The sequence below is a fragment of the Neobacillus dielmonensis genome, assembly GCF_000612665.1.
GTDB classification, from domain to species: Bacteria; Bacillota; Bacilli; order Bacillales; family Cytobacillaceae; genus Neobacillus; species Neobacillus dielmonensis.
Genome location: NZ_HG942066.1, coordinates 141,961 through 164,502 on the forward strand (window position 1 = coordinate 141,961; position 22,542 = coordinate 164,502).

A 22,542-nucleotide genomic window follows, 5' to 3' on the forward strand; every position below is an offset into this window, starting at 1 on the left:
TAGCTTCTTTAGGTACTACACTGTTGGTATTTCAACGACAGTAAGGTATGCAACCATCCCTTCTGTAGAAAAATAACAAAAAACGTTAATAGGAAAAGATCCTTTTCGTGCAGCAACTGAAAGAAGGGAAAGTAATATTGAAAAAATATCGAATAGATCCAAGTAAGGGCCTGGAGTTCGGCCTCTACACACTAGGTGACCATCTACCTAACCCGCTAACCGGAGAAAGTATTACCGCCCAGCAGCGTCTCAATGAAATTATCGAGTTAGCAAAACTGGCCGAGCAAGCGGGGATTGATTTTATCAGTGTGGGAGAAAGCCATCAAGACTATTTTGCTACTCAGGCACATACAGTCGTGTTGTCAGCCATTGCCCAGGCAACCGAAAAAATCAAAATTGCCAGCTCCTCCACAATTATCAGCACATCTGACCCAGTTCGCGTGTACGAGGATTTCGCGACAATTGACTTAATTTCAAACGGTCGCGCTGAAATAATTGCTGGAAGGGCATCGCGGGTCGGCTTGTTTGACTTGCTAGGATATAATCTTCGCAATTATGAAGAACTTTTCGAAGAAAAATTTGATTTGCTGCTGATGATTAATGAACAGGAAGTCGTCAATTGGAGTGGAGAATTTCGTGCTCCATTAAGAAATGCCCGGGTGCTTCCACGCCCATTAAATGGTTCCCTTCCGATTTGGCGTGCGGTTGGAGGGACCCCTGCAAGTGCCATCAAAGCCGGGTTTGCAGGGGTCCCCATGTTTCTCGCTCATTTAGGCGGACCGGCTACTGTTTTTAAACGGTCGATTGATGCCTACCGGGAAGCAGCAAGAGAAAGAGGATTTGATCCGTCTGAACTCCCTGTCGCAACAGCCGGTTTCTTTTATGCCGCAGAAACAACACAGCAGGCTCAGAGAGAATATTATCCGTTTATTAACGAAGGGATGAAGCTGACCAATGGTCGCGGATATCCAAAGCAGGCATTCGCTTTGGGAGCAGATCCCCGCGATATTATGAACATTGGCAGTCCGCAGCAAATTATCGAAAAAATCCTCTACCAGCACGAATTGTTTGGTCATCAACGTTATATCGCCCAAATGGATTTTGGCGGAGTCCCATTTGAAAAACTAGTCAAAAATATTGAAATCATTGGGACAGAAATTTTACCGGCCATCAGAAAATATATAGCAAAGAAACAGGAGGAATCACAATGAGGGTTGTCGGGTTATCTGGCTCTATCGTTGGCTCGAAAACAAGAACCGCAATGGACTATACATTGAAGGTGCTGAAAGAAAGATATCCAGATGCAGAGGCTACATTAATTGACTTGGCCGACTATAATGTGCAATTTAGTGATGGACGCAATTATCTGGAATATGAAGGTGATACTGGGTTTGTGGCTAACACCATCATGGATGCGGATGCAATCATCATTGGTACGCCGATTTTCCAGGCTTCGATACCGGCTACGTTAAAGAATATCTTTGATCTGCTGCCTATCCATGCTTTTCAGGATAAGGTAGTCAGCATGCTCGTGACGGCTGGTTCCCCCAAGCACTTCTTAATTGCTGAACAGCATTTAAAACCGATTTTGTCTTATATGAAAGCCCAAATTGTTCAGACCTATGTATTCATTGAAGAAAAGGATTACCACAGGAAGCAAATCATCAATGATGATGTTTTAATCAGGCTGGACCGGTTAGTGGAAGATACCATGATGTTGACGGAAACTTATACTAAGATTCGTGAGGCAAAGGAAGCCGAATATGATTTCTAATAGAACCACCTTTTAAAAATCACAGTCAAACTGTGGTTTTTTTTATGAGAAATTTCTCTTTAAAAATTACTTTCAAATAGTATAACAGGTTCTCCTCATTCTTTTTTCCTATAAGATAGGATAAAAGTTTGTAGTTTAAAAAACGATGTTAGATTATATCACAAGTTAATTGAACAGTCTGATAAATCCAATTATTATGTTACCTATATTAACATGACATGATAGACGGAGGGGAAGACGTGACAAAGCAGAAGCTAGTGTTAGTAGGTAATGGAATGGCAGGCGTCCGCTGTATTGAAGAAATCATCAAGCTGGAACCAGCTCAATATGAAATCACCATTTTCGGGAGCGAGCCCTATCCCAACTATAATCGGATTCAATTATCAAAGGTTCTCCAAGGGGATACAACCATAAAGGATATCACCATTAATGACTGGAACTGGTATGAGGAGAATCATATTCTTTTATATCCTGGAGAGACTGTTGTCCGAATCGACCCTAAAGGACAAATGGTGTTAACAGACAAAGGACGTCAGGTGGATTATGACAAATTAATCCTGGCTACAGGTTCCCTGCCGTTTATGCTGCCAATCCCAGGTGCTGAGAAGCCAGGGGTTTCAGCTTTCCGTGATATCAAAGACTGTGAAAAAATGATTGATTATGCAAAATCCTATAAAAAGGCCGCTGTCATCGGTGGAGGTTTGTTAGGACTCGAAGCCGCCAGGGGACTGCTGAACCTGGGAATGGAAGTCAGTGTGGTTCACCTCTCTGATTATTTGATGGAAAGACAGCTGGATCAAACAGCCGGACAGTTATTGCAAAAGGAACTGGAACTGCAGGGAATGAATTTTTACCTTGAAAAACAAACAAAGGAAATTATCGGTGATGGCAAAGTCGAAGGGCTGCTCTTCAGTGATGGAGAAGTCGTGCCGGCTGATTTGGTTGTCATGGCTGTTGGCATCAGGCCGAATGTCCAATTGGCAAAAGACAGCGGAATTCCCGTCAATCGCGGCATTCTGGTCAATGATTTTATGGAAACGGAAATAGCCAATGTCTATGCAGTAGGCGAATGCGCCGAGCATCGGGGGACTGTTTATGGTTTAGTTGCCCCTCTGTATGAACAGGGCAAAGTCTTGGCGAAAGCTATTTGCGGCCAAGAGACGAAGGCTTATTTAGGCTCTACCGTTTCTACGCAATTAAAGGTGTCGGGGGTGGATGTTTTTTCTGCCGGCGAAATCTTTGAGAATGAGCCAATCAAAACGATGAAAGTGTTTGACGATTACCGGGGGATGTATAAAAAAATCCTGATTCGGGATGGGAAAATCATCGGGGCCGTGTTGTTTGGAGACACCAGTGAAGGAAACAAGCTGCTCCGGCTCATAAAAAAAGGCGCAGACATTTTTGAGTACACCGAGAGCGCCCAGAGTGAACAAACGGGGACCAGTTTCGTAGCTTCCTTGCCGGATGAGGAAATCATCTGTGGCTGTAATGGCGTTACCAAAGGCACAATTGTCAACGCCATTCAAACACAAGGGCTGACCAGTGCTGAACAAGTGAAAGGGTGCACAAATGCCTGCCGATCCTGCGGCGGATGCAAACCGCTGGTAACCGATTTGCTCGAATACACCTTAGGGGATAAGCTCAACAAAGCCGATCAAAAGGAACCGATTTGCGGCTGTACCACCTTAACAAGAGATGAAGTGGTCGAGGCCATCCGTGAAAAGGGGCTCAGCCACACAAGAGAAGTCATGAATGTTCTTGGCTGGAAGACGGAAGATGGCTGTTCTAAATGCAGGCCGGCGCTCAACTATTATTTAGGCATGCTCGATCCGATAAAGTATCACGATGAACGAGAATCCCGGTTTGTAAACGAAAGGATGCATGCCAACATTCAGAAGGATGGTACCTATTCGGTTGTCCCTAGAATGTACGGCGGTGTAACGAATGCAGAAGAATTGAGAAAAATTGCCGATGTGGCAGAGAAGTATGCTGTCCCGTTAATTAAACTGACCGGCGGGCAGCGGATTGACCTATTGGGCGTGAAGAAAGAGGATCTGCCGAAAATGTGGGCCGACCTTGACATGCCGTCCGGATATGCCTACGGAAAATCGCTTCGCACGGTAAAAACCTGCGTGGGCGAAAGTTTCTGCCGATTTGGAACCCAAGATTCTATCGGGATGGGCATTAGGATGGAAAAGAAATTTGAGCGCTTAAGTACCCCGCATAAGGTGAAAATGGCCGTGTCAGCTTGTCCGAGAAACTGTGCCGAATCCGGCATAAAAGACCTTGGGGTGGTCGGTGTTGATGGGGCATGGGAACTCTACGTCGGCGGAAATGGCGGAACCCATTTAAGAGCGGCAGACCTTCTCTGTAAGGTGAAAACCCAAGATGAGGTCATGGAAATGACGGGTGCGTACATTCAATATTACCGGGAGACGGCAAACTATTTAGAGCGGACTTCCAAATGGGTAGAAAGAATGGGATTGGACCAGATCAAATCCGTATTAGAGGACAAAGAAACCAGGGATGTGTTGAATCGACGTATGGACGAAGCACTGACAGTGTTGAAAGATCCATGGCAGGAGGCGATCAACAGCAGCGATATTCGCAAGGAGCTTTATGAAACGGTAAAAGTGCCTGTGGATATGAAATAAGGGGGGATTAGGTGGTGGAAGCGATCCGTTACCGTATTAAAGTGGGAGAAGTCAATGAAATTCCGAAAGAAATAGGCAAAACCGTTAAGATTGGACCGCTGGAAATTGCCCTTTTCCGCCTAGCATCCGGAGAGATCCGAGCAATTGAAAACCGCTGTCCGCATAAAGGCGGTGTGTTAGCGGAAGGTATGGTCAGCGGAGACCATGTCTTCTGTCCCATGCATGATTGGAAAATAAATGTAACCGATGGAAAGGTTCAAGCACCGGATGTCGGCTGTGTGAAAACTTATGAGGCGGTCATTGAAGATGGGGAAGTCATCATTATTCTATAAGAAACATTTTTTTAAGAGCTGGCTAGCAAATACACAGAAAAAAATTCAAAGGAACAACGCAGCTTAACGGTTGTTCCTGTTTTTATTTGGAGGTGGAACCATGGAAGGAAATAATCCTTATCAAGGGAATAAAAGAATTTTGCTGTTAACCACATTTGCTTTCTTTCTCTCTTTTGTTGTGTGGTTCAATATGGCTCCGTTTACGACGACCATCATGGAAAAACTCCATTTAACTAAGACGGAAGTCGGAATCCTAATGAGCTTTAACGTGGCTTTAACCATACCGGCCCGAATTGTGATTGGTATGCTGGTTGACCGATTTGGCCCGAGAAGGACTTATTCGGCCTTATTAATCGTCATGAGCATCCCTTGTTTCTTTTTTGCTTTTGGAACTAGCTTTTGGCAGTTATTTATTTCTAGGATCTTTTTGGGGATTATTGGGGCTGGATTTGTGATTGGGATTCGCATGGTATCTGAATGGTTTCCTCAAAAACAAATTGGACTTGCCGAGGGCATCTACGGAGGCTGGGGGAACTTTGGATCCGCGGCTGCTGCTTTTTCGCTTCCGCTTATTGCCCTTTGGATTGGCGGGGAGAACGGTTGGCGGTATGCCATCTGCCTTTCAGGGGTGATTTCTTTTGTTTATGGTATTGTGTATTACTTATCTGTTCAAGATGCACCGAAAGGAAAGTACTACAAACGTGCTAAACGCATGGGAGCGTTGGAGGTTACTTCTCAGCGGGATTTATTCGGATTGATGATGATGACCTTTCCGATATATGGGATATTGGGAGTTCTTACGTGGAAGCTGGAAACCGCCTCGATTATTTCTTTAAAAATTGCTGCCCTGATCTATGGGGTTCTTGCGGTTTTATACTTGTGGAATCTTGCGAAAATCTGGTCAGATAACTCCGATGTTTTTGAAAAAGACATCCCTGAAGAAGAGAAGTTTTCATTCCGGCAGGTGGCGATTCTGGATTTGGCTTACCTGATAACATTTGGTTCAGAACTGGCCGTTGTTTCGATGCTGCCAATGTTTTTTGAGGAAACCTTTGATTTAACAGTAGCCAAGTCAGGCGTGATTGCGGCAAGCTTCGCTTTCACGAATTTGGCAGCGAGGCCGTTAGGGGGCTGGATGGGGGACCGGTTTGGCAGGAAAAAAACATTGCTGACCATGCTATTGGGTTTAAGCTTATCCTACATCGGAATGTCGTTTATCACATCAGGCTGGTCATTACCCGCTGCAATTGCCCTGACGATGCTCTGTTCTTTTTTTGTTCAAGCAGGCGCGGGGGCTGTTTTTTCCATCGTTCCGCTGATAAAAAAGCGAATCACGGGGCAAGTAAGCGGCATGGTCGGCGCTTATGGGAATATTGGCGGTGTGGCCTTTTTAACGGTTCTCGGTTTTGTCAGTTCTTCCATTTTCTTTAAAGTAATCGGTATAACCGCCTTCCTCTGTTTTGCAGCGGCGTTCTTCCTCAAAGAGCCAAAACAGGAAGAAACGGAGGAAGCCGAAACATTTCCGCAGTCGAAGGGAATGGAAAAGAAAATCATCGTCAAACCAGCAGCAGGAGGACTCGATCAGGCATGAAAGACTTTCTGTCCAACTTTCAGACCAAATATAAAGAATTGAATAAAGAGGAGATTTATGATGCCAGATGCCCTTACTGCAGCGTTCAATGCACGATGCAGGTAATGGAGGAGAGGATCGTAAGCAGGCGGGTGTTTAAGGTAAAACCCAATAAAGAGGATCCTTCCTCCGAAGGCCGGCTGTGCATCAAGGGGGTTAATGCTCATGAGCATGTCGTCAATGGGCAGCGGGTTTTATTTCCTTTAATAAAAATAGATGGAGAGTTTCACCGCGTATCTTGGGGTCTGGCCCTCGATTATATGAAAGACAAGTTTACCAAGCTCCAAGCGGAGTATGGCAATGACGCATTGGGGGTGTATGGTGGAGGTTCATTGACAAATGAGGAAGCCTACCTGCTTGGAAAGTTTGCTAGAGTGGCCCTAAAGACTAAATATATCGATTATAATGGCAGGTTTTGCATGTCTTCAGCCGCAACGGCAGCCAATCAGGCGTTTGGGATGGACCGGGGGTTAACCTGCACGCTTTCCGATATCCCAATAGCAGAGTGCATTATTTTGGCGGGAACCAACATCGCGGAGTGCCAGCCTGTTTTGATGCCGTATTTTTTAAAAGCAAAGAAGCGGGGGAGTTATATTATGGTCATTGACCCGAGAGAGACACCAACGACGAAACTGGCGGACTTGCATATTAAGATCAAGCCTGGCATGGATGCGAATTTAGTCAATGGATTACTAAAAGAGATTATAGAACAAGGATATGCCGACCACAGCTTTATTAAGGAGCGGACAAAAGGCTTTACCGAACTTCAAGCGTATTTACAATCTATTGATTTGCAGGAAATCTCGGAGCTGACCGATGTCCCTGCCTCCATCATTCAATTAGCCGCGGAGCGTTTTGGCAAGGCGGAAACGGGTATTGTCTTCACGGCAAGAGGGGTGGAGCAGCATGCCAGTGGAGTGGAAACCGTCAAGAATTTTATTAATCTGGCATTAGTGACGGGGAAAATCGGAAGGCCGGGCTGCGGCTATGGGGCAATTACCGGGCAGGCGAACGGCCAGGGAGGAAGAGAGCATGGACAGAAGGCCGACCAGCTTCCGGGTTATCGGTCGCTGAGTAATCCTGAGCACCGGCAGCACATTGCCGGCATTTGGGGAATCGATGACATAGAATTGCCGGAAAAAGGCGTGTCGGCATATGAAATGATGGAAAAAATAGCTGCCGAGGAGATTAAGGGTTTGTTTATTATGGGCTCCAATCCCGTTGTCTCCAATCCAAATGCTATTTTTGTAGAAAAGGCACTAAAGGAATTGGACTTTTTAGTGGTGGCTGACATGTATATTTCCGAAACGGCCCGGCTGGCCGACGTAATTTTACCGACGACGTCTTATTTAGAAGATACCGGTACGTTAACCAATCTTGAGGGCCGGGTGGTGCTTCGGGAGGGAAACCGCCGGAAACCCGGAGAAACCAAGCATGACTGGGAAATCCTTTGTGACCTGGCGGTGGCGCTAGGTCAAGGAGAATACTTTCCTTTTTCCAGTGCGGAGGAAATCTTTGAGGAACTACGGGCAGCAAGCAAAGGCGGTATGGCCGATTATTATGGGATTACCTACCAACGGCTGCAGGAGGAGCAAGGTGTGTTGTGGCCCTGTCCTGACATCAGTCATCCTGGAACGGGGCGTTTATTTGAAATGACATTTGCCCATGAAGATGGAAAAGCCGTCATTTCTGCAGTGGCAAGGCAGGAGCCGAGGGAGGAGGTAAGTCATGAGTTTCCGTTGTACTTAACGACAGGGCGCATCATGCATCATTATTTATCTGGTGTGCAGACCAGGAAAAGCCCCAAACTAAACGGGCTGTATTCAGAGCCATCCATAGCCATTCATCCAAATACTGCTCAAAAATACCAACTAGAAGAAGGGGACCTGGTAAAAATCCGTTCCAAACGGGGCAATGCTGTCATGAAGGCATCCATTACCCCTTCTATCCGGGAGGACACTCTGTTCACCTCCTTCCACTGGAGCGACCTCCAAAGCATCAACCGAGTCACCAATCCCGCCTTGGACCCGCAATCCAAAATGCCCGAATTCAAAGTCTGCGTCGTCAACATTTCACCACTTTAGCAGGGTGGGGGCCTGTCCCCCACCCTGTTAGTGCGTTAAAGCGGCGATGAAGTGGGGGACAGGCCCCAATTAATTGTTAAGTTTTTGTATAGTTATTTGCTAAACGGTTAAAGTAGCTTATCATATTAATAACAGTAGAAATATTTCAAAAGATTGGATAAACCGGGGAGGGGGATTTCATGACTGCTGGAATTATTGTGGGTGTTATTGTGGTTGCAGGGATTGTTGCGGGTATTACTTCAAAGACGAAGAAAAACCGGCCTCAATTATCGAAGGAGAATATTCCGGAAAGGCTCGGGGTGCTTGAGGGTGTTCCAGTCCAGCCTTTGCTTGATAAGTTGAACGCTGCACTGGATGAGGAATATATTCAGCAAGTCAAACAGAGGTTTCTTAAAGAAAATCCTAAACTGAGTGAGGATGAGTTTGAATGGCGGCTGTTTGAGTTAAAACGCTATTTCCTGCTAGCCCATTTGTTGAAGAAGGCTCCTATGTTTAGTGATGAGGTGGATGAAGTCTGGCATACCATGCTCCTGTTTACGAAGAATTACCAAACCTTCTCTGAGCGGTTTTTAGGGAAAATGCTTCACCATAACCCTAACACGAATCCAGAACCGGAGCCTCAGGAACGGGCATTTTTTGACTGGGTGTTTTCTCAGTTGTTTGAACTAACTAATTTCACATGGAAGTCATGGGGAAGTTTTTTCAAGAGTCCCATAGATATGAAGGTATTAAAGGAGTTTAAAGATGGGAACGAAGATTACCTAATAGATAAATACTTTAATAACGATACCGAAAACAAGGCCCTAACTGAATATTTACTGTTTCAAATGAAATACCAATTAAGCGAAGCTGAGAAAATCTATCGATCGGACAAAAAAGGCAGCTTTACCAGGCCGCGCCATTTTGGTGAAATGTCTACCTTGTCGCTGGCAATGATCTTTTATTCATATTATTATTTTGATGATTATTGGGCCCATGCGAAAGCCTATGCCTTTGCTGATACAATTAAATATACAAGTGGGTGCACGACCACCGTTTTTTGTGGTTATGCCTCCTCAGAAAAGCACGATTCAGATTCAGGGGATTCAGGAGGCTGGGACAGCGGCGGTCATCATGGCGGCGGAGATTCTGGGGGGTCAAGCTGTTCTAGTTGCTCTAGTTGCTCAAGCTGCGGCAGCGGCTGCTCATCATAGTTCCGACTGAAATCATTCGCAAATCAAGCTTGGGGTTAGCCCCAAGCTTAAGTTGCGAATAAATGTAAAATAGTGGTCCCCTTTACTTTTGCTTTAAAGGAATCCAAATTTCTGAATAATAATCAGGTTTCCACGGGTCACCAGCAGGATATACTTCTAATTCAGGTCCTTCCGCCTGCTCATATTGGTTGGACGGGAACCATTCTGTAAAAATTTGTTTCCACACTTTTTGCATGGCATCCGGCATGGCGCCATGAACCTCAAAAACTCCCCATTTGGCTGCAGGTATTTCTAGTTTGAGTAAGCCTTCAGGAACCTCTCCTTGATAATCGGTTGCAATCCAATAGTCCATCATATCTGCCTGCATATGACGTTTATCAACGCATACACCAAGGACCCCTTTGATTTCCCCATTATTCAGACCAAACAAAAAATCGTTAGTTCCATCCTCATGAACATCCTCCCACATTTTCGGAATCCCTCTCTGGTTCTCTCCATTGACCAGGGATAACTCCCTTTTGATCCCGACCACTTGAAAACTGTCTCTTTCCATCACTTTGTAATTCATTGGTTCTGCTCCTTTCAGATTCACCTGAATGACCAGGCAATTATAGGATTTGAGCATGCCGCCAAAACTTCTTACCTGACTTGGCGCAATGCCATGCTGCCGGCGGAATGCTTTTGTAAAAGCTTCCGGAGTTTCATAGCCATACTTCAGGGCGACATCGATGACTTTGCTGTTTGTGTTCGATAATTCCTGGGCAGCAAGCGTTAGGCGCCTGTGCCGGATGTATTCACCTACGGAGACATCGGTTAAAATTGAAAACATGCGCTGAAAGTGAAATCCCGAGACGTTGGCTTGCTTCGCAATATCTTCTATTAATAAAGGTTTCAGTAAATGTTCTTCCATGTAATCAATTGCCCTCTGTAATGAGTCCACCCATCCCATATTGCTGCCTCCTTGATTCTATATTAAATGCAAACTGATTATCATTCCTGTCAATTCATGCTTTGTCTGGACAGTTCTTCCTGTTATTATTGTTCATGCAATTTAATGAGATGTCTAGTGAAGTGAATAGAAATTGAGAAAAGAATATGATTTTTGTGCATCGATCCTAGTTTGATAAGAGGTCTCCTAGATGATAAAAAGCAGCCGTTCCAATCAACGGCTGCTTTAATCCTTTATTTGATCCTGGTATAAATCAATATATAAGTTGCCTTTGGAGCCCACAACAGCATAAGAAACCTCTGAAACTTGAAGGTTTCGTTTTTGCAGTTCGGACTTAAGCCACTGTTCATTAACATAAGCTTCTGATAAGTTATCCATTTGGATTTCTCCGTCAAGGATTAATTCTACCGGATACCTTGTTTGTTCGGAGTGGTCAGCTTTTATTGCTAAATCTTTCTTAGTGATCGATTGATTCTCTGTTTTTTTTAGTACAGATAGCGTTTCATTTGTTTCTAAGATGGCTAACTCGACTTCGTCTATGAAAAATATGTCTTTACCCCGCAGAGCCTGCTGGAGTTCCTCTAAGGTGTAGCCTAATTTGCGCATTGACTGTTCTAAAATTTTTCCTTTTTCAATCAGGACCACAGGTTTACCGGTAATCCATTTCCTCAGCCGGTGACTTTTAATCGCCATCAGATTCAAAATGTAGATAATCAAACCCATGATAATAAATGACAGAATAAAGTATTGAAATTTAATTCGGGTATTGAAGGCAAGATTTCCGGCAATCGTCCCCATCGTAATCGAAGCGATGAATAGGTGATAGGATTTATGGGCAAGTGTTTGTTTCCCGAGGATATGAAAAAATCCCCATAACAAAACAAAAGCGGTAATCGTCCGAATGAAAATTTCCTGGTATCCTGACATTCTTTTTCTCCCTTTATACTCTCAATAGCAGCTTTAAAATACTATGCCAAAGAAGAGGAAAACATCCATGGTTATTTTTTGCTAGCTTTTTCCTTTTTATGTACAGGGTAAGCAGCTTCGTTTAAATAAAAAAGAGCCATATGGGCTCTTTTTCAATCTGTGGAAAGGATTGCTAACTTTATACACCTAGGAAATTGACCGACTGGCGGAGACCCTCTAAAGCAAATCTGCTTAGAAATCGGTAGACAAAAAGCGCAATAATCGGTGAAAAATCAATAGCCCCAAATGGGGGAATAAACCTCCTGAAAATGCCTAAGTACGGTTCCACCAGTTTGGAAATCCAGATACCAACCTTTGTTGAATGAAACGAAGGAAACCAAGAACCCAAAATCGAAATAAGGATCAACCAATAATAACCTTCAACAATATACATACCAATTTGCAAAATACTATATCCCAAATTCAATCTCCCCGTCTATAAATAAATTTTAAAACCGAGACACCTGTCATTATATACGGACAAAACCAAATAAGGTTTCATATTGGGAACAGTTCTCCACTAAGGTAAAGTGTTAATAAGGCGGGGGACAGGCCCCCAGTGTGGCAATGCGTTAATAGAGTGGGGGACAGGCCCCCATTACGGTGATGTGTTAATAAGATAGCCTTCTAGGCCAACGGCTATTATTATCCTCTAGAATACAAAATGTGAGAATAATAGAATCCTCAATACTATTAAACTTCTTGTGGAACAGGTAAACCAAGGCCCTCGGCGATACGGGTGCCGTATTCTGGATCCGCTTTGTAGAAATGCTGAATTTGGCGAAGTTTGATTTCATTTATTGTAACTGGCTTCATCGCTGCAACTATTGTATTTACAAGCCGGGTCCGCTCTTCTTCTGACATTAACCGGTAAAGGTCGCCTGCTTGAGTGTAATGGTCATCAGAGTCATAAGCGACACTGTCAGCCTGTCCGGTAACAGCAAATGCTGTTTGTTTGTGTTGAGAACCTTCTTTAGGGCCTCCGAAGCTATTTGGCTCGTAATAAACTGAACCGCCGACGTTGCCGTCAAACCGCATTTGTCCATCGCGTTGATAGTTTTGAACTTCGACTCTAGGGCGATTAATTGGCAATTGATTATGGTTCACGCCAACACGATAACGATGGGCATCTGCATAGGCGAATAAGCGTCCTTGAAGCATTTTATCTGGTGAAGCCTCAATTCCAGGCACAAAGTTGCCAGGAGAAAACGTAGCTTGTTCCACTTCGGCAAAGTAGTTTTCTGGATTTTGGTTCAATACCATGCGCCCGACTTCAACTAGCGGATAGTCTTTGTGGGACCACACCTTTGTTACATCAAATGGATCGAAACGGTACGTATTGGCATCTTCTAAAGGCATGATTTGTACAAAAAGCTTCCATGCGGGGAAGTCGCCTTTTTCGATAGCATTAAATAAATCTTCAGTGTGATAATCAGGGTTTTCACCGGCAAGCTTGTCTGCTACATCCGCAGTCATGTTTTTCACACCTTGTTCAGAAATAAAGTGATATTTCACCCAAACAGCTTCTCCCTCAGGATTGACCCATTTGAAGGTATGGCTTCCGTAGCCATTCATATGGCGAAGCGTCGCAGGTATGCCGCGGTCGCCCATCAGATAAGTCACTTGGTGCAGCGATTCGGGTGATAGCGACCAGAAATCCCATACCGCTGTTGGGTTTTTTAAGTGAGTTCGTGGATCTCTTTTTTGCGTATGAATAAAATCAGGGAATTTAATCGCATCCCGAATGAAGAAAATGGGTGTGTTGTTTCCTACCAAATCATAGTTTCCTTCTTCGGTATAAAATTTCACTGCGAACCCACGTGGGTCACGAACCGTATCAGCAGAACCAAGTTCCCCAGCAACAGTTGAGAAACGGATAAACATTGGTGTACGTTTGCCAACACCGTTAAAAACTTTTGCTTTGGTGTAGTCGGACATATCATTTGTTACTTCAAAATAACCATGCGCACCGGCACCTTTTGCATGAACAACGCGCTCTGGCACACGTTCACGGTTGAAATGGGCCAATTTTTCGAGCAAATGGACGTCTTGGATTAATGTAGGACCGCGATGGCCGGCTGTCATTGAGTTTTGGTTATCACCAACAGGTGCACCCCAGCTAGTTGTAAGATTATTAGAATTACTCATGAATATAATCACCTCATAGAAAAATTATTTAAGTAGATGATAACATTTCTCACTCGAAAATCAATACTTTTTTATAATTATTTTAATTTAATATATAATACTAATTAAAATTTAATTTTAAAAAACTGCTTAAACAAAGAAAAATGAGGGTATATAATGGTTTGATTTACTAATAAGGCAGAATCACTTTTCCATTAAAAGTAGTAGTTTCCTCGATTGTGAAAAAGCAACACCATTCTTATGTAGCAAAAAATATCGTGGCTAAATGAGAAATACAATAAGTTAAAATGTAGGACAGGTCCCCGTCGCTTTAAAGAGAAAAAGTTATTTTCTCCCGATACATAAACACTGTAACAAATGGAAAACTATTGAAAAAAGTGGGTGGTCCGAGTGCGTAAGAAGAGGATTATTAAGCCGCTCATGACGAGATTATTTAGAGAACCACATTTTGAAGAGATGACCAATGAAGATGAGATGGACTTAAAGAAACAGGATATTAGCAGATCTTATCATCAAAATCTAGAGACCTTTAAGTCAATCTACAGTATTCCTAAAAATACCGATATCAAATTACGGGAGTTTACGGTCCGTTCACTGAACCGCCGTGCCTTCATTATTTATATCGGAACAATGGTGGACATAAAAAATATTCAGGAAGGCATCGTAGAGAAACTCATTCAATCACAGCAGCCTTCAAGTAAGATTCAAGATATTGTCTCTTACCCCATTGAAAAGACTGCCAGTAACATCGGTGATATTATTGGCTTTATAAATGGCGGAATTACTGCTCTATTTGTCGATGGAGACTCTACTTGCTATTTGTTCGAAACTACGAAAACTCGGGGACGATCCATTGAAAAGTCCATTAATGAGGTTCTGGTAAAGGGAGCAAAAGAGGCGTTTAACGAGAAGGTTATTGACAATATCGCCTTAATCCGAAAAAAAATTAAAAATGAAAATTTAATTGTTGAATCCCAAACGATTACCAAACGCTCCAAAAACGATATCTTTCTTGTCTATCAAAAAGACCTTGTGAATAATGAACTACTGCAAGAGGTAAAAGACAGGTTAGATTCAATTGATTCTGATAAGGTGCTTGAATTAAGTATCTTGGAACAATATCTCGAGGAACGGCCGAAATCGTTATTTCCAACAATTCTTTATACGGAACGGCCTGACCGGGCTGCAGCATTTATAGAGGAAGGCCATGTGGTGCTGTTAATGCCCAACTCGCCAAGCTGTTTGGTCCTGCCAGCCACCTTCTGGGCATTAATGCACTCCCCGGAAGATCATTACATGAGGGTCCCATATGGAAACTTCATTCGGTTATTACGTTTTTTGGCAGTGTTTGTCGCCGCCTTCACGTCGGCCATCTATATAGCGATTACCAATTACCATGTTGGGATGATTCCGCCTGATCTGTTAATGGCGATTGCGGGTACAAGAGAACGGGTGCCTTTTCCGTCGATAGTGGAAATCTTAATGATGGAACTGGCCTTTGAACTGATACGGGAGGCGGGACTGCGGGTCCCTTCTCCGATTGGCCCGACGATAGGCATCGTCGGAGCGTTGATTTTAGGGCAGGCGGCCGTTCAGGCAAATATTATCAGTCCCATTGTAATTATTGTGATTGCTGTCAGTGGCTTGAGCTCGTTTATCATCGCGGATGTAAGTATGAATTTTGCCATCCGATTGACACGGTTTCTGTTTATTTTTTCCGCCGGTTTTCTTGGCATTTACGGGGCCAGTGCTTTATTTATCGTCGGATTATTTTATCTTGTTTCCCTAAAATCATTTGGGACGCCGTACTTTGCTCCAATGACACCCTATAATTTCTCAGCAAAGGATTTACTGATCCGTCACGTCCCGATAAAAGAAAAACTTCGTCCTGGATATTTAAAGCCAAAAGATATGGTCAGACAGAGAAAGGGATAACATTTATGAAACAGCCGCCTGGAAAACTAGGGATACGTGAGTTTATAGCTATCGGTATTTTAATGGTTGGCATGAAGGCGACCGAAGACACACCAGCCATTATTTATCAACATGTCCAAAATGCCTCATGGATGATTCCTATCCTATCAGCGGGTATCTTTTCCGTGCCGCTGTTTTTATTATTAAAGACGATGTCCCTGTATCACGAAAAAAACCTGTTTGCTGTAATCCAAACCCTATTTGGCAAATATATTGGCTTTTTCGTCTGCCTGGGCATTTTCCTTATCAGTTCTTTGACCATTTCCATTGATACCAGGACGTATACCAACATCATCAGGACGTTTTATTTTACGACGACTCCCAATCTTGTGATTTATGCTTTACTAATGGCTGTTTGTGCGTATGGGGCTAAGAAAGGCATTCACCATGTTGGATCGGCAGCTTATTTGATTGTTTACTATACCCTCGCTGCACTTTATTTGGCATTGTTGTTAAGTACGCAGGACACAACCATTCAATCCATTTTTCCCATTTTGGGGCCGGGGCCGTTTGAAATTATCAAACAAAGTACGCTGAAAATGACTCTATTCGGCGACTTTTTTCTATTAACTCTTATTCTGCCAAATGTAAAGTCCAGCAGGGGCTTTAGAAAAGGGACTTGGATTGCTTTAGTTTTTATCAGTTTGCAATCGTGCATTATTTTGCTGACATATATCTGTCTATTCGATACGTCGTTAGGTTCCAATGGTTATCCGTTCCATGCTACGATTCGGTATCTGTCTCTTGGAATTTATTTGCCAAATATTGAAATATTCTTTTTCGTCATTTGGATTTTATCTGCGTTTATCCGATTCACAGCGTTTTTATATATAAATGCCCTAATGTTTGGCAATCTCTTTAAAATCAAAGACTTTGAATATCTCATCCCGGCCCTCGCGACCGTGTATTTATTAATCGGTTCCATACCTGAGGCCCCCATCGATGTCAGCAAAAATTATAAGGCTTTGATGTTAAATTCGACAGGTTCCTTTTATGCCGGGATCGCAATCCTGCTCTGGCTGACTGCCTTGTTGAAAGGAGAATTTAAGGATGAAAAAAGTAAAAATAGTGTTTAAGATATTTTTGATGCTCATCCTTCTTATGCCGTTGGCAGGATGCTGGGACCGGGAAGAACTTGAGGACCGTTCGTATGTAATTGGACTTGGACTGGATAAATCAAAGCATAAGGGGAAAATACGAGTGACGATGCTGCTTGCTAATCCAGAAGTAGGAAGTTTGCAGGGCGGGGGAGGCTCTACGGAAAAGCCGCGGGAAATCATTACTTTTGATGCGAATGATTTCATTGCTGCCAAAGGCACAGCCAATACCATTATTTCTAGGGATATTAGCTATGATTTGCTCAGAATCATTGTGGTTTCAGAGGAATTTGCCAAAACGCCCATCTTTGTTAACGCTTTATCGGATTCATTAAAAGACAAAGAGATTCGCCAAAGCACTTATTTGGCCGTTTCAAAGGAAAAAGCAAGCCAGTATTTTGTGAAAAACAAGCCAAAAATGGAAACTAGGCCGCATAAGTATTTTCAATATATGATTGACCATGGGATTGAAAATGGACTAATCCCCGATTCCACTCTATTTCGGTTTTTTAAAACATTAGAGCGAGGGACCGACCTTTTCTTGGCCATGTATACCACAGCTAGCAAGGACAAAAATCCAAAGAGCAAACAGGAAGATGAATACATGGCAGGAGAATTGAACGCTGCAGGAGAACTTGATGAAACAGAATTTATCGGCTCGGCAGTATTTAAAAATGGCAGAATGATTGGGAAGTTGACGGGGCAGGAAACAAGAACGGTCAATATCCTTGACGATACCACCAACATTAAGGATATATTGATGGATGTCCCTGATCCGTTTACCAAAAACAAACAAAGGCAGTTTGCTGTCAGGATCATGAAAAACGAAAATAACAAAGTCAAGATGAATGTAATAGGGGAAAGGACAAGAATTTTTATCACGATACCTTTAAAAGTTGAGATTATGACAAACCCGTCAATGGTCAATTATACTGTTGAAAGGAACCAAAAAAAAATAAAGAATGAAATAGCCAATCATATTAAAATAATGAACGAGCATTTATTTGAAAAATCACAAAAGGAGCTAAAGGGTATTCCTTATCCGCTCTCCTATTTTGCTCGGAAATACTTTTGGACCAACCAAGAATATAGAGAGTTTAATTGGGTGAAATCTTTTATCGCTGCTGATATTGTTATTAAACCCAAGATAGATATTGTGGATTATGGAAAACAGTCAACAAAACCGGCAAAGGCGGCGAAGTAGATGGACATGTTTTTCAAATTGGTTTTGGCCATCATCATCCTTTATACATTTGGCTTTGCGGTGACCTTGTGGAAAGGAAAACAAAGACTAAGTGCCATTGCAGTCTGTTTTCTTACCCTCGCCATTATAGTGCTTCCTTTCTTTATAACCTTTTGATTCTCCGCATGCGGGGGCAGCGCTATACCATTTCTGCAAACGGAGAATCAAATAGTTCTCATACGTGATATAATAGAAATAAGTAACGGAGGATTTCCTTCTATCTGAAAGGGGCCAAACAATATGGACCAAGAATTAATTCAACCAACTGTACTCACCATTAAAGACAAAAAACAGCTAGTTACAGGCCAGGTCACCCGTTTTGCGGTATATTCAAGAAGTAAAGTGGTAGAGGTAACGTCTGAGGATAGGGGATGTTATTATCTAATTTATTATAAAAAACATATCGTTTACGGCGGTATCTTGGAACAAATCCCAAATAACTCTTTTATCAGCAAGGCATTTGAAAAAGGCATTGTCCTTCATTCACCCCATCCGCTTTTAAGGACAGTCATTCCTCAATTATCTGTTACCATTCCTAATAAAAACAAATTGTTATCCCAGCTGCAAATAGATTATTCTTTACAAGAATCTGCCTATATAGCCGCAACTCTAGATGCTTTTTTTAAAAAGGACCAGTTAGCTGCCTTTATGGATCAGGTCTTTTATCAATTAAGAAGAAGTGGGAAATTTTTCAAATCATATCAAATACTAATGCTGCTGAGTTTGTTCGCTCCTGAATATTCTCAGAAACATCCGCTCAATTCCCAGGAATTTATCTCTTACCACGACTTTTATGATTCCTCCAATTTGCCGAAAATCGTTAGCAAGGATCCTCTATATGCAGAAATTTATTGTTTCATTAATCGTTCCCAGGACAAATGCTGGACATTTCTATCCCATTTATTAATCGACGTTGATGGATGGACTACTTTGCTGCTGTGGCTGGAAAATGCAGAACAGCGTTCGGACACCGCTGTGATAGAAAAGTATACCGCTATCGCTTTACAATTTGTAACAAGGGAAGAATGGATCCTTATTTTGGGTATGGCCAATCTTAACCCATATCGTGTATTTGACGACGCAAAAGCGATTATAGAAACGATGATTAAGAAAGACAACTATCAAGAGGCCGCTTTGTACTTATTTAATTTTATTGATGAACTGCCGGATGACTACAATGATATCCTCCAAACCATATGGAAAAAATCTGAAACAAACTTTATCCTCTCATACTTTGACCACTATATAAGGTTATTAAATCGTCTACCAGATAATGGTGAATCTCCGGAGTATGAACACAAACTCCTTCAGCTTGCCTTCAATTTGCTTGAACAGTATGATTTGGACACAGCTTATCAAAAGTTGTTTCCTATTAAAAAAATAAATCCCAATTCAAAAGTGATAGAAAAAATAAAATTGATGCAGGACTTGGCAGAGGATCCGGACAGAATGATGGAGCTTGGGGATTACTATGCGGAGTTTAGGCAATTTGATAAGGCAATCGATTGCTTCTTCTGGGAAATGGAACTAGACCCACAGAATCCTTCTCCCGTTCAAAAAATCAGTAAAATGTATCAATATAAAGGAATGGTTAAAGAAGCTGCAGCCTATCAAAAGGTGTATGCACAATTAAAGAGCAATCAGGAAGCCGGATGAGGGGCTGACTGACTTCATAAAAAAGGAGACTAGTTACGGTGTTAAACCGATGATTAGTCTCCTTAACTCTTTCGTCAAAGAGCTTCTTTTATTACCTTTTTATAATACTGAATCGAGAGAATGCCGAATATCGAGTACAAGGCAACATAGATGACCATGACAATCAGCATCGGCGTCCAGAGTTCTGCCCCGAATAAAAACCAACCGGATTGGACGGCAAAGTAACTATGCGATAAACCGATCACCAAAGGAATACCAAAACTAAACAGCTGCTTGCCGCGTATGCCTTTAACCAAGTCTTCTTGGGTGAATCCAAGCTTCCGTAATATCGTGTAACCTGGTTTTTCTTCTTCGCTTTCCCCCATCTGCTTAAAGTAAAGAATACAGCCTGAGGTGATTAAGAAAGTTAGACCTAAGAACCCGACAATAAACATCATTAACCCCATGTTGCTTTTTTGTTGATTAGAATTGTCAAGACGGGAGTCGCTATTCCGGTCCTCTCCGAAGTTCATCTTTTTAAATAATTGATTCGCCTTTTCCAGCTCTTTCTCATCTGATAAATGGAGCCCGAAAAATACGGATGATTCTGTTTGTATCGAAGGATCTAAATCATTTTTTAATTGATTAAAAACTGTCTGATCCACGATGGCAACCGGGATGCCGCCAGCCGTGAAATACCATGAAATATAATACTCCTTTTTTAACCCCAAAAATGTTTGGGGTATGGCCAGTTTTTTTCCTTTTAATTCAATCTTGCCAGAATTCTTAAGCGGCATGAATTTCTGCAGCAAATCGTTATATCCTGTAAAAACAGTTTCGTTAGGGGAAATATCCCACTTCTCAATATCCCGGTCACTGACAACAGGAAGCTGCATCTTGTTTGGATTACTGTTTATCCCTTGCAAGTTCTGTTCCATGACATGGCTTAAATTGGCTTTCGCTTGAATCACTTCAATCTTTTTTTCACTATATTTTATATGTTGCTCATGTAGAGCATTTTTAAATTTTTCCACTTCATCTGGTTTCACAAAGGCAAAATCAGCCGCCACATAATTTGCTGCTGTCTTTTCAGCAGAATAATAGGAAATGTAGCTTAATGATAATAAACCGATGGCCAACGCTGATACTGTTGTAATAATCGTCAGCAGCAAGGCATTGGACTTCATCCGGAACATAATCGAGGTTAATGATAACACCTCATTAATGTTTAAATAACCGCCCTTCTTTTTACGAATCAGATGAAAGATAAAGCTCACGGACCCCTTGTAGAACAAATAGGTACCAATAATAACAGAACCTAAAATGGAAGCCATGGCTAAAAACAGCTCGTTCATTGTCAGAAAATCCCCGCCAAATAACTTCGTGGAGATATAGTAGCCAAAACCAATCAACAGAATTCCGGTTAACCCTATGATGATTTCCCAGACGGACAATTTCTTTACCCTTTCCTCAGTTGACGAGAGGACTCTGAATAACCCTAAAATGGTTTGCTTTTTAATAAACATATAGTTGACCAGCATAATGAGGAGGTAGATGGCACCAAACACAATAAGCGTTTGTACCAATGCCTCTCTTGAAAAGTGCAGTGTGGCGATGGCGTCCACCTTCGTTATTTTAAACAAAATCATCATGATGAATCTCGAAACTGAAAATCCCAGAAAGATTCCGACCAGTAAAGAACTAAAATATAAAATAAAGTTCTCTGTGCTTAAGATCCGAAAGATCCGGCTTTTGGTCATCCCGATTAATTGAAACAAACCAATTTCCTTGCTTCGCCGCTTAATAAAAATGTTATTGGCGTAAAGCAAAAAGATGGAAACAATAGCGACAAGCAGGATAGAAGCGGCACGCAGTGAAGCAGCTCCTTTAATGGTCGATTTCGCTTCAGCTGTAGATGGGTCATACTGTATAGTCACAAATGCAAAATAAAGCGCCACACTAAAAATTAACGCGAAAACATAAAGGTAATAATTCTTTAGGTTCTTTTTTAAATTGCGGAGAATCAGCTGATTAATGCTCATTTTGCACCCCGCCTAAGACGCCTTGCGTTTTCATAATATCTTTAAAAAATGCCTGACGGGATTGCTCGCCTTTATTCAGCTGCGTGTAAATCTGGCCATCCTTGATAAATATCACTCTACTGCTGTAACTGGCTGCTGCCGGGTCGTGAGTAACCATGACAATGGTTGCGTTCCGCTTTTGATTTAATTGGCTTAACTTGTTCAATAAATCGGAGGCGGATTTAGAATCGAGTGCACCAGTTGGTTCGTCGGCAAAAATGATGCTAGGCTGGTGAATAAACGCACGTGCTGCGGAAGTTCTCTGTTTCTGCCCGCCTGAAATTTCATTGGGGTATTTGTTTGCAACCTCTGTAATTCCCAACTCATTTGCAACTTCCAGAAATCTATGGTCTGCTTCCTGTTTCGATACCTTTGTAATCGATAGTGGTAAAAGGATATTCTCTTTAACCGTTAGTGTATCAAGTAAGTTATATTCTTGAAAAATAAACCCTAAGTGATGTTTGCGGAACTCTGCCAGTTGTTTTTCCTTCATCCTGGTAATTTCCTTGCCATCTATTTGGATGGATCCGCCGCTGACATGGTCGATGGAGGAAAGGACATTTAATAGAGTGGTTTTTCCGGAACCGGAGGGTCCCATAATACTGACAAATTCCCCTTGCTCAATCTCTAGATTTATCGCTTTGAGTACTTCTTGCTTATTTAATTTGCTGCCGTAGCTTTTATAAATGCTATTGGCCTGTAAAATGATCATCATGACACACTCCTTTGTTCGATAGCTTTATTATAAAAAGCCACGTCAAATACTTCCTGCGATTGTGCGA

The 22,542-nt window shown here is 42.3% G+C and carries 17 protein-coding genes; 11 read left to right on the plus strand and 6 right to left on the minus strand.

The features are described 5' to 3' along the window. Positions 1 to 137 precede the first annotated feature (137 nt). The 7 genes from BN2425_RS13180 to BN2425_RS13210 all read left to right on the plus strand — a co-directional run bounded on the left by BN2425_RS13180 (position 138) and on the right by BN2425_RS13210 (position 9,667). The gene (locus tag BN2425_RS13180) at positions 138 to 1,211 is read left to right on the plus strand and encodes an LLM class flavin-dependent oxidoreductase (protein ID WP_042460500.1); all 1,074 of its coding nucleotides are present in this window, start codon (positions 138 to 140) and stop codon (positions 1,209 to 1,211) included. After that, positions 1,208 to 1,774 carry an NADPH-dependent FMN reductase gene (locus BN2425_RS13185; protein ID WP_042460165.1) on the plus strand — a complete coding sequence of 189 codons (567 nt, stop codon included), beginning with the start codon at positions 1,208 to 1,210 and terminating at the stop codon, positions 1,772 to 1,774. The genes BN2425_RS13180 and BN2425_RS13185 overlap by 4 nt, the downstream gene beginning before the upstream one ends. Positions 1,775 to 2,013: 239 nt before the next feature. Then, the gene (nirB, locus tag BN2425_RS13190; RefSeq protein ID WP_042460168.1) at positions 2,014 to 4,428 is read left to right on the plus strand and encodes a nitrite reductase large subunit NirB; all 2,415 of its coding nucleotides are present in this window, start codon (positions 2,014 to 2,016) and stop codon (positions 4,426 to 4,428) included. Between the two features lie 11 nt (positions 4,429 to 4,439). Further along, on the plus strand, positions 4,440 to 4,760 hold the full coding sequence (nirD, locus tag BN2425_RS13195) for a nitrite reductase small subunit NirD (RefSeq protein WP_154663505.1): 321 nt from the start codon (positions 4,440 to 4,442) through the stop codon (positions 4,758 to 4,760). Between the two features lie 100 nt (positions 4,761 to 4,860). Then, positions 4,861 to 6,351, plus strand: coding sequence for a NarK family nitrate/nitrite MFS transporter (locus BN2425_RS13200; protein WP_042460171.1), 1,491 nt, complete (start codon positions 4,861 to 4,863; stop codon positions 6,349 to 6,351). Beyond that, positions 6,348 to 8,474 (plus strand): assimilatory nitrate reductase catalytic subunit NasC, encoded by a 2,127-nt coding sequence (gene nasC / locus BN2425_RS13205; protein WP_042460174.1) that lies wholly within the window; start codon positions 6,348 to 6,350, stop codon positions 8,472 to 8,474. Before BN2425_RS13200 ends, nasC begins: the two co-directional genes overlap by 4 nt. 179 nt (positions 8,475 to 8,653) lie before the next feature. Beyond that, on the plus strand, positions 8,654 to 9,667 hold the full coding sequence (locus BN2425_RS13210) for a glycine-rich domain-containing protein (RefSeq protein ID WP_042460177.1): 1,014 nt from the start codon (positions 8,654 to 8,656) through the stop codon (positions 9,665 to 9,667). A gap of 82 nt (positions 9,668 to 9,749) precedes the next feature. On the opposite strand, the gene BN2425_RS13215 is transcribed toward BN2425_RS13210, so the two are convergent. From BN2425_RS13215 to katA, 4 genes are all read right to left on the minus strand, one after another. After that, the gene (locus BN2425_RS13215; RefSeq protein WP_042460179.1) at positions 9,750 to 10,616 is read right to left on the minus strand and encodes an AraC family transcriptional regulator; all 867 of its coding nucleotides are present in this window, start codon (positions 10,614 to 10,616) and stop codon (positions 9,750 to 9,752) included. Between the two features lie 225 nt (positions 10,617 to 10,841). Beyond that, on the minus strand, positions 10,842 to 11,543 hold the full coding sequence (locus tag BN2425_RS13220) for a DUF421 domain-containing protein (protein ID WP_042460182.1): 702 nt from the start codon (positions 11,541 to 11,543) through the stop codon (positions 10,842 to 10,844). Positions 11,544 to 11,721: 178 nt separating this feature from the next. Then, positions 11,722 to 12,003: a YggT family protein gene (locus BN2425_RS13225; RefSeq protein WP_319922078.1), complete on the minus strand. Its 282-nt coding sequence runs from the start codon at positions 12,001 to 12,003 to the stop codon at positions 11,722 to 11,724. A gap of 272 nt (positions 12,004 to 12,275) precedes the next feature. Beyond that, a complete protein-coding gene (gene katA, locus BN2425_RS13230; protein ID WP_042460185.1) occupies positions 12,276 to 13,730 on the minus strand; it encodes a catalase KatA in 1,455 nt (484 codons plus the stop codon). A 390-nt stretch (positions 13,731 to 14,120) separates the two neighbouring features. On the opposite strand from katA, the gene BN2425_RS13235 reads away from it, so the two are divergent. The 4 genes from BN2425_RS13235 (at position 14,121) to BN2425_RS13250 (ending at position 19,700) form a co-directional block, all read left to right on the plus strand. After that, positions 14,121 to 15,665, plus strand: a complete 1,545-nt coding sequence (locus BN2425_RS13235) for a spore germination protein (RefSeq protein WP_235714632.1) — start codon at positions 14,121 to 14,123, stop codon at positions 15,663 to 15,665. 5 nt (positions 15,666 to 15,670) lie between these two features. Then, on the plus strand, positions 15,671 to 16,780 hold the full coding sequence (locus BN2425_RS13240) for a GerAB/ArcD/ProY family transporter (RefSeq protein WP_042460188.1): 1,110 nt from the start codon (positions 15,671 to 15,673) through the stop codon (positions 16,778 to 16,780). Then, positions 16,755 to 18,005, plus strand: a complete 1,251-nt coding sequence (locus tag BN2425_RS13245; protein ID WP_042460191.1) for a Ger(x)C family spore germination protein — start codon at positions 16,755 to 16,757, stop codon at positions 18,003 to 18,005. The genes BN2425_RS13240 and BN2425_RS13245 overlap by 26 nt, the downstream gene beginning before the upstream one ends. A gap of 279 nt (positions 18,006 to 18,284) precedes the next feature. Beyond that, complete coding sequence (locus BN2425_RS13250) at positions 18,285 to 19,700, plus strand: hypothetical protein (RefSeq protein WP_042460194.1); 1,416 nt, start codon at positions 18,285 to 18,287, stop codon at positions 19,698 to 19,700. Positions 19,701 to 19,774: 74 nt separating this feature from the next. Here BN2425_RS13250 and BN2425_RS13255 read toward each other — a convergent pair whose 3' ends face one another. Together BN2425_RS13255 and BN2425_RS13260 are read right to left on the minus strand one after the other, a co-directional pair. After that, complete coding sequence (locus BN2425_RS13255) at positions 19,775 to 21,721, minus strand: FtsX-like permease family protein (RefSeq protein WP_042460197.1); 1,947 nt, start codon at positions 21,719 to 21,721, stop codon at positions 19,775 to 19,777. Then, positions 21,711 to 22,472, minus strand: coding sequence for an ABC transporter ATP-binding protein (locus tag BN2425_RS13260; protein ID WP_042460200.1), 762 nt, complete (start codon positions 22,470 to 22,472; stop codon positions 21,711 to 21,713). The genes BN2425_RS13255 and BN2425_RS13260 overlap by 11 nt, the downstream gene beginning before the upstream one ends. Between the last annotated feature and the right edge of the window lie 70 nt (positions 22,473 to 22,542).

Bases quoted from the DNA above. Each gene is read 5' to 3' on its own strand.
- BN2425_RS13185 (WP_042460165.1), top strand. From the start codon at position 1,208: ATGAGGGTTGTCGGGTTATCTGGCTCTATCGTTGGCTCGAAAACAAGA.
- BN2425_RS13200 (WP_042460171.1), top strand. From the start codon at position 4,861: ATGGAAGGAAATAATCCTTATCAAGGGAATAAAAGAATTTTGCTGTTA.
- nasC (WP_042460174.1), top strand. From the start codon at position 6,348: ATGAAAGACTTTCTGTCCAACTTTCAGACCAAATATAAAGAATTGAAT.
- BN2425_RS13210 (WP_042460177.1), top strand. From the start codon at position 8,654: ATGACTGCTGGAATTATTGTGGGTGTTATTGTGGTTGCAGGGATTGTT.
- BN2425_RS13215 (WP_042460179.1), bottom strand. From the start codon at position 10,616: ATGGGATGGGTGGACTCATTACAGAGGGCAATTGATTACATGGAAGAA.
- BN2425_RS13220 (WP_042460182.1), bottom strand. From the start codon at position 11,543: ATGTCAGGATACCAGGAAATTTTCATTCGGACGATTACCGCTTTTGTT.
- katA (WP_042460185.1), bottom strand. From the start codon at position 13,730: ATGAGTAATTCTAATAATCTTACAACTAGCTGGGGTGCACCTGTTGGT.
- BN2425_RS13240 (WP_042460188.1), top strand. From the start codon at position 15,671: ATGAAACAGCCGCCTGGAAAACTAGGGATACGTGAGTTTATAGCTATC.
- BN2425_RS13245 (WP_042460191.1), top strand. From the start codon at position 16,755: ATGAAAAAAGTAAAAATAGTGTTTAAGATATTTTTGATGCTCATCCTT.
- BN2425_RS13250 (WP_042460194.1), top strand. From the start codon at position 18,285: ATGGACCAAGAATTAATTCAACCAACTGTACTCACCATTAAAGACAAA.
- BN2425_RS13255 (WP_042460197.1), bottom strand. From the start codon at position 21,721: ATGAGCATTAATCAGCTGATTCTCCGCAATTTAAAAAAGAACCTAAAG.
- BN2425_RS13260 (WP_042460200.1), bottom strand. From the start codon at position 22,472: ATGATCATTTTACAGGCCAATAGCATTTATAAAAGCTACGGCAGCAAA.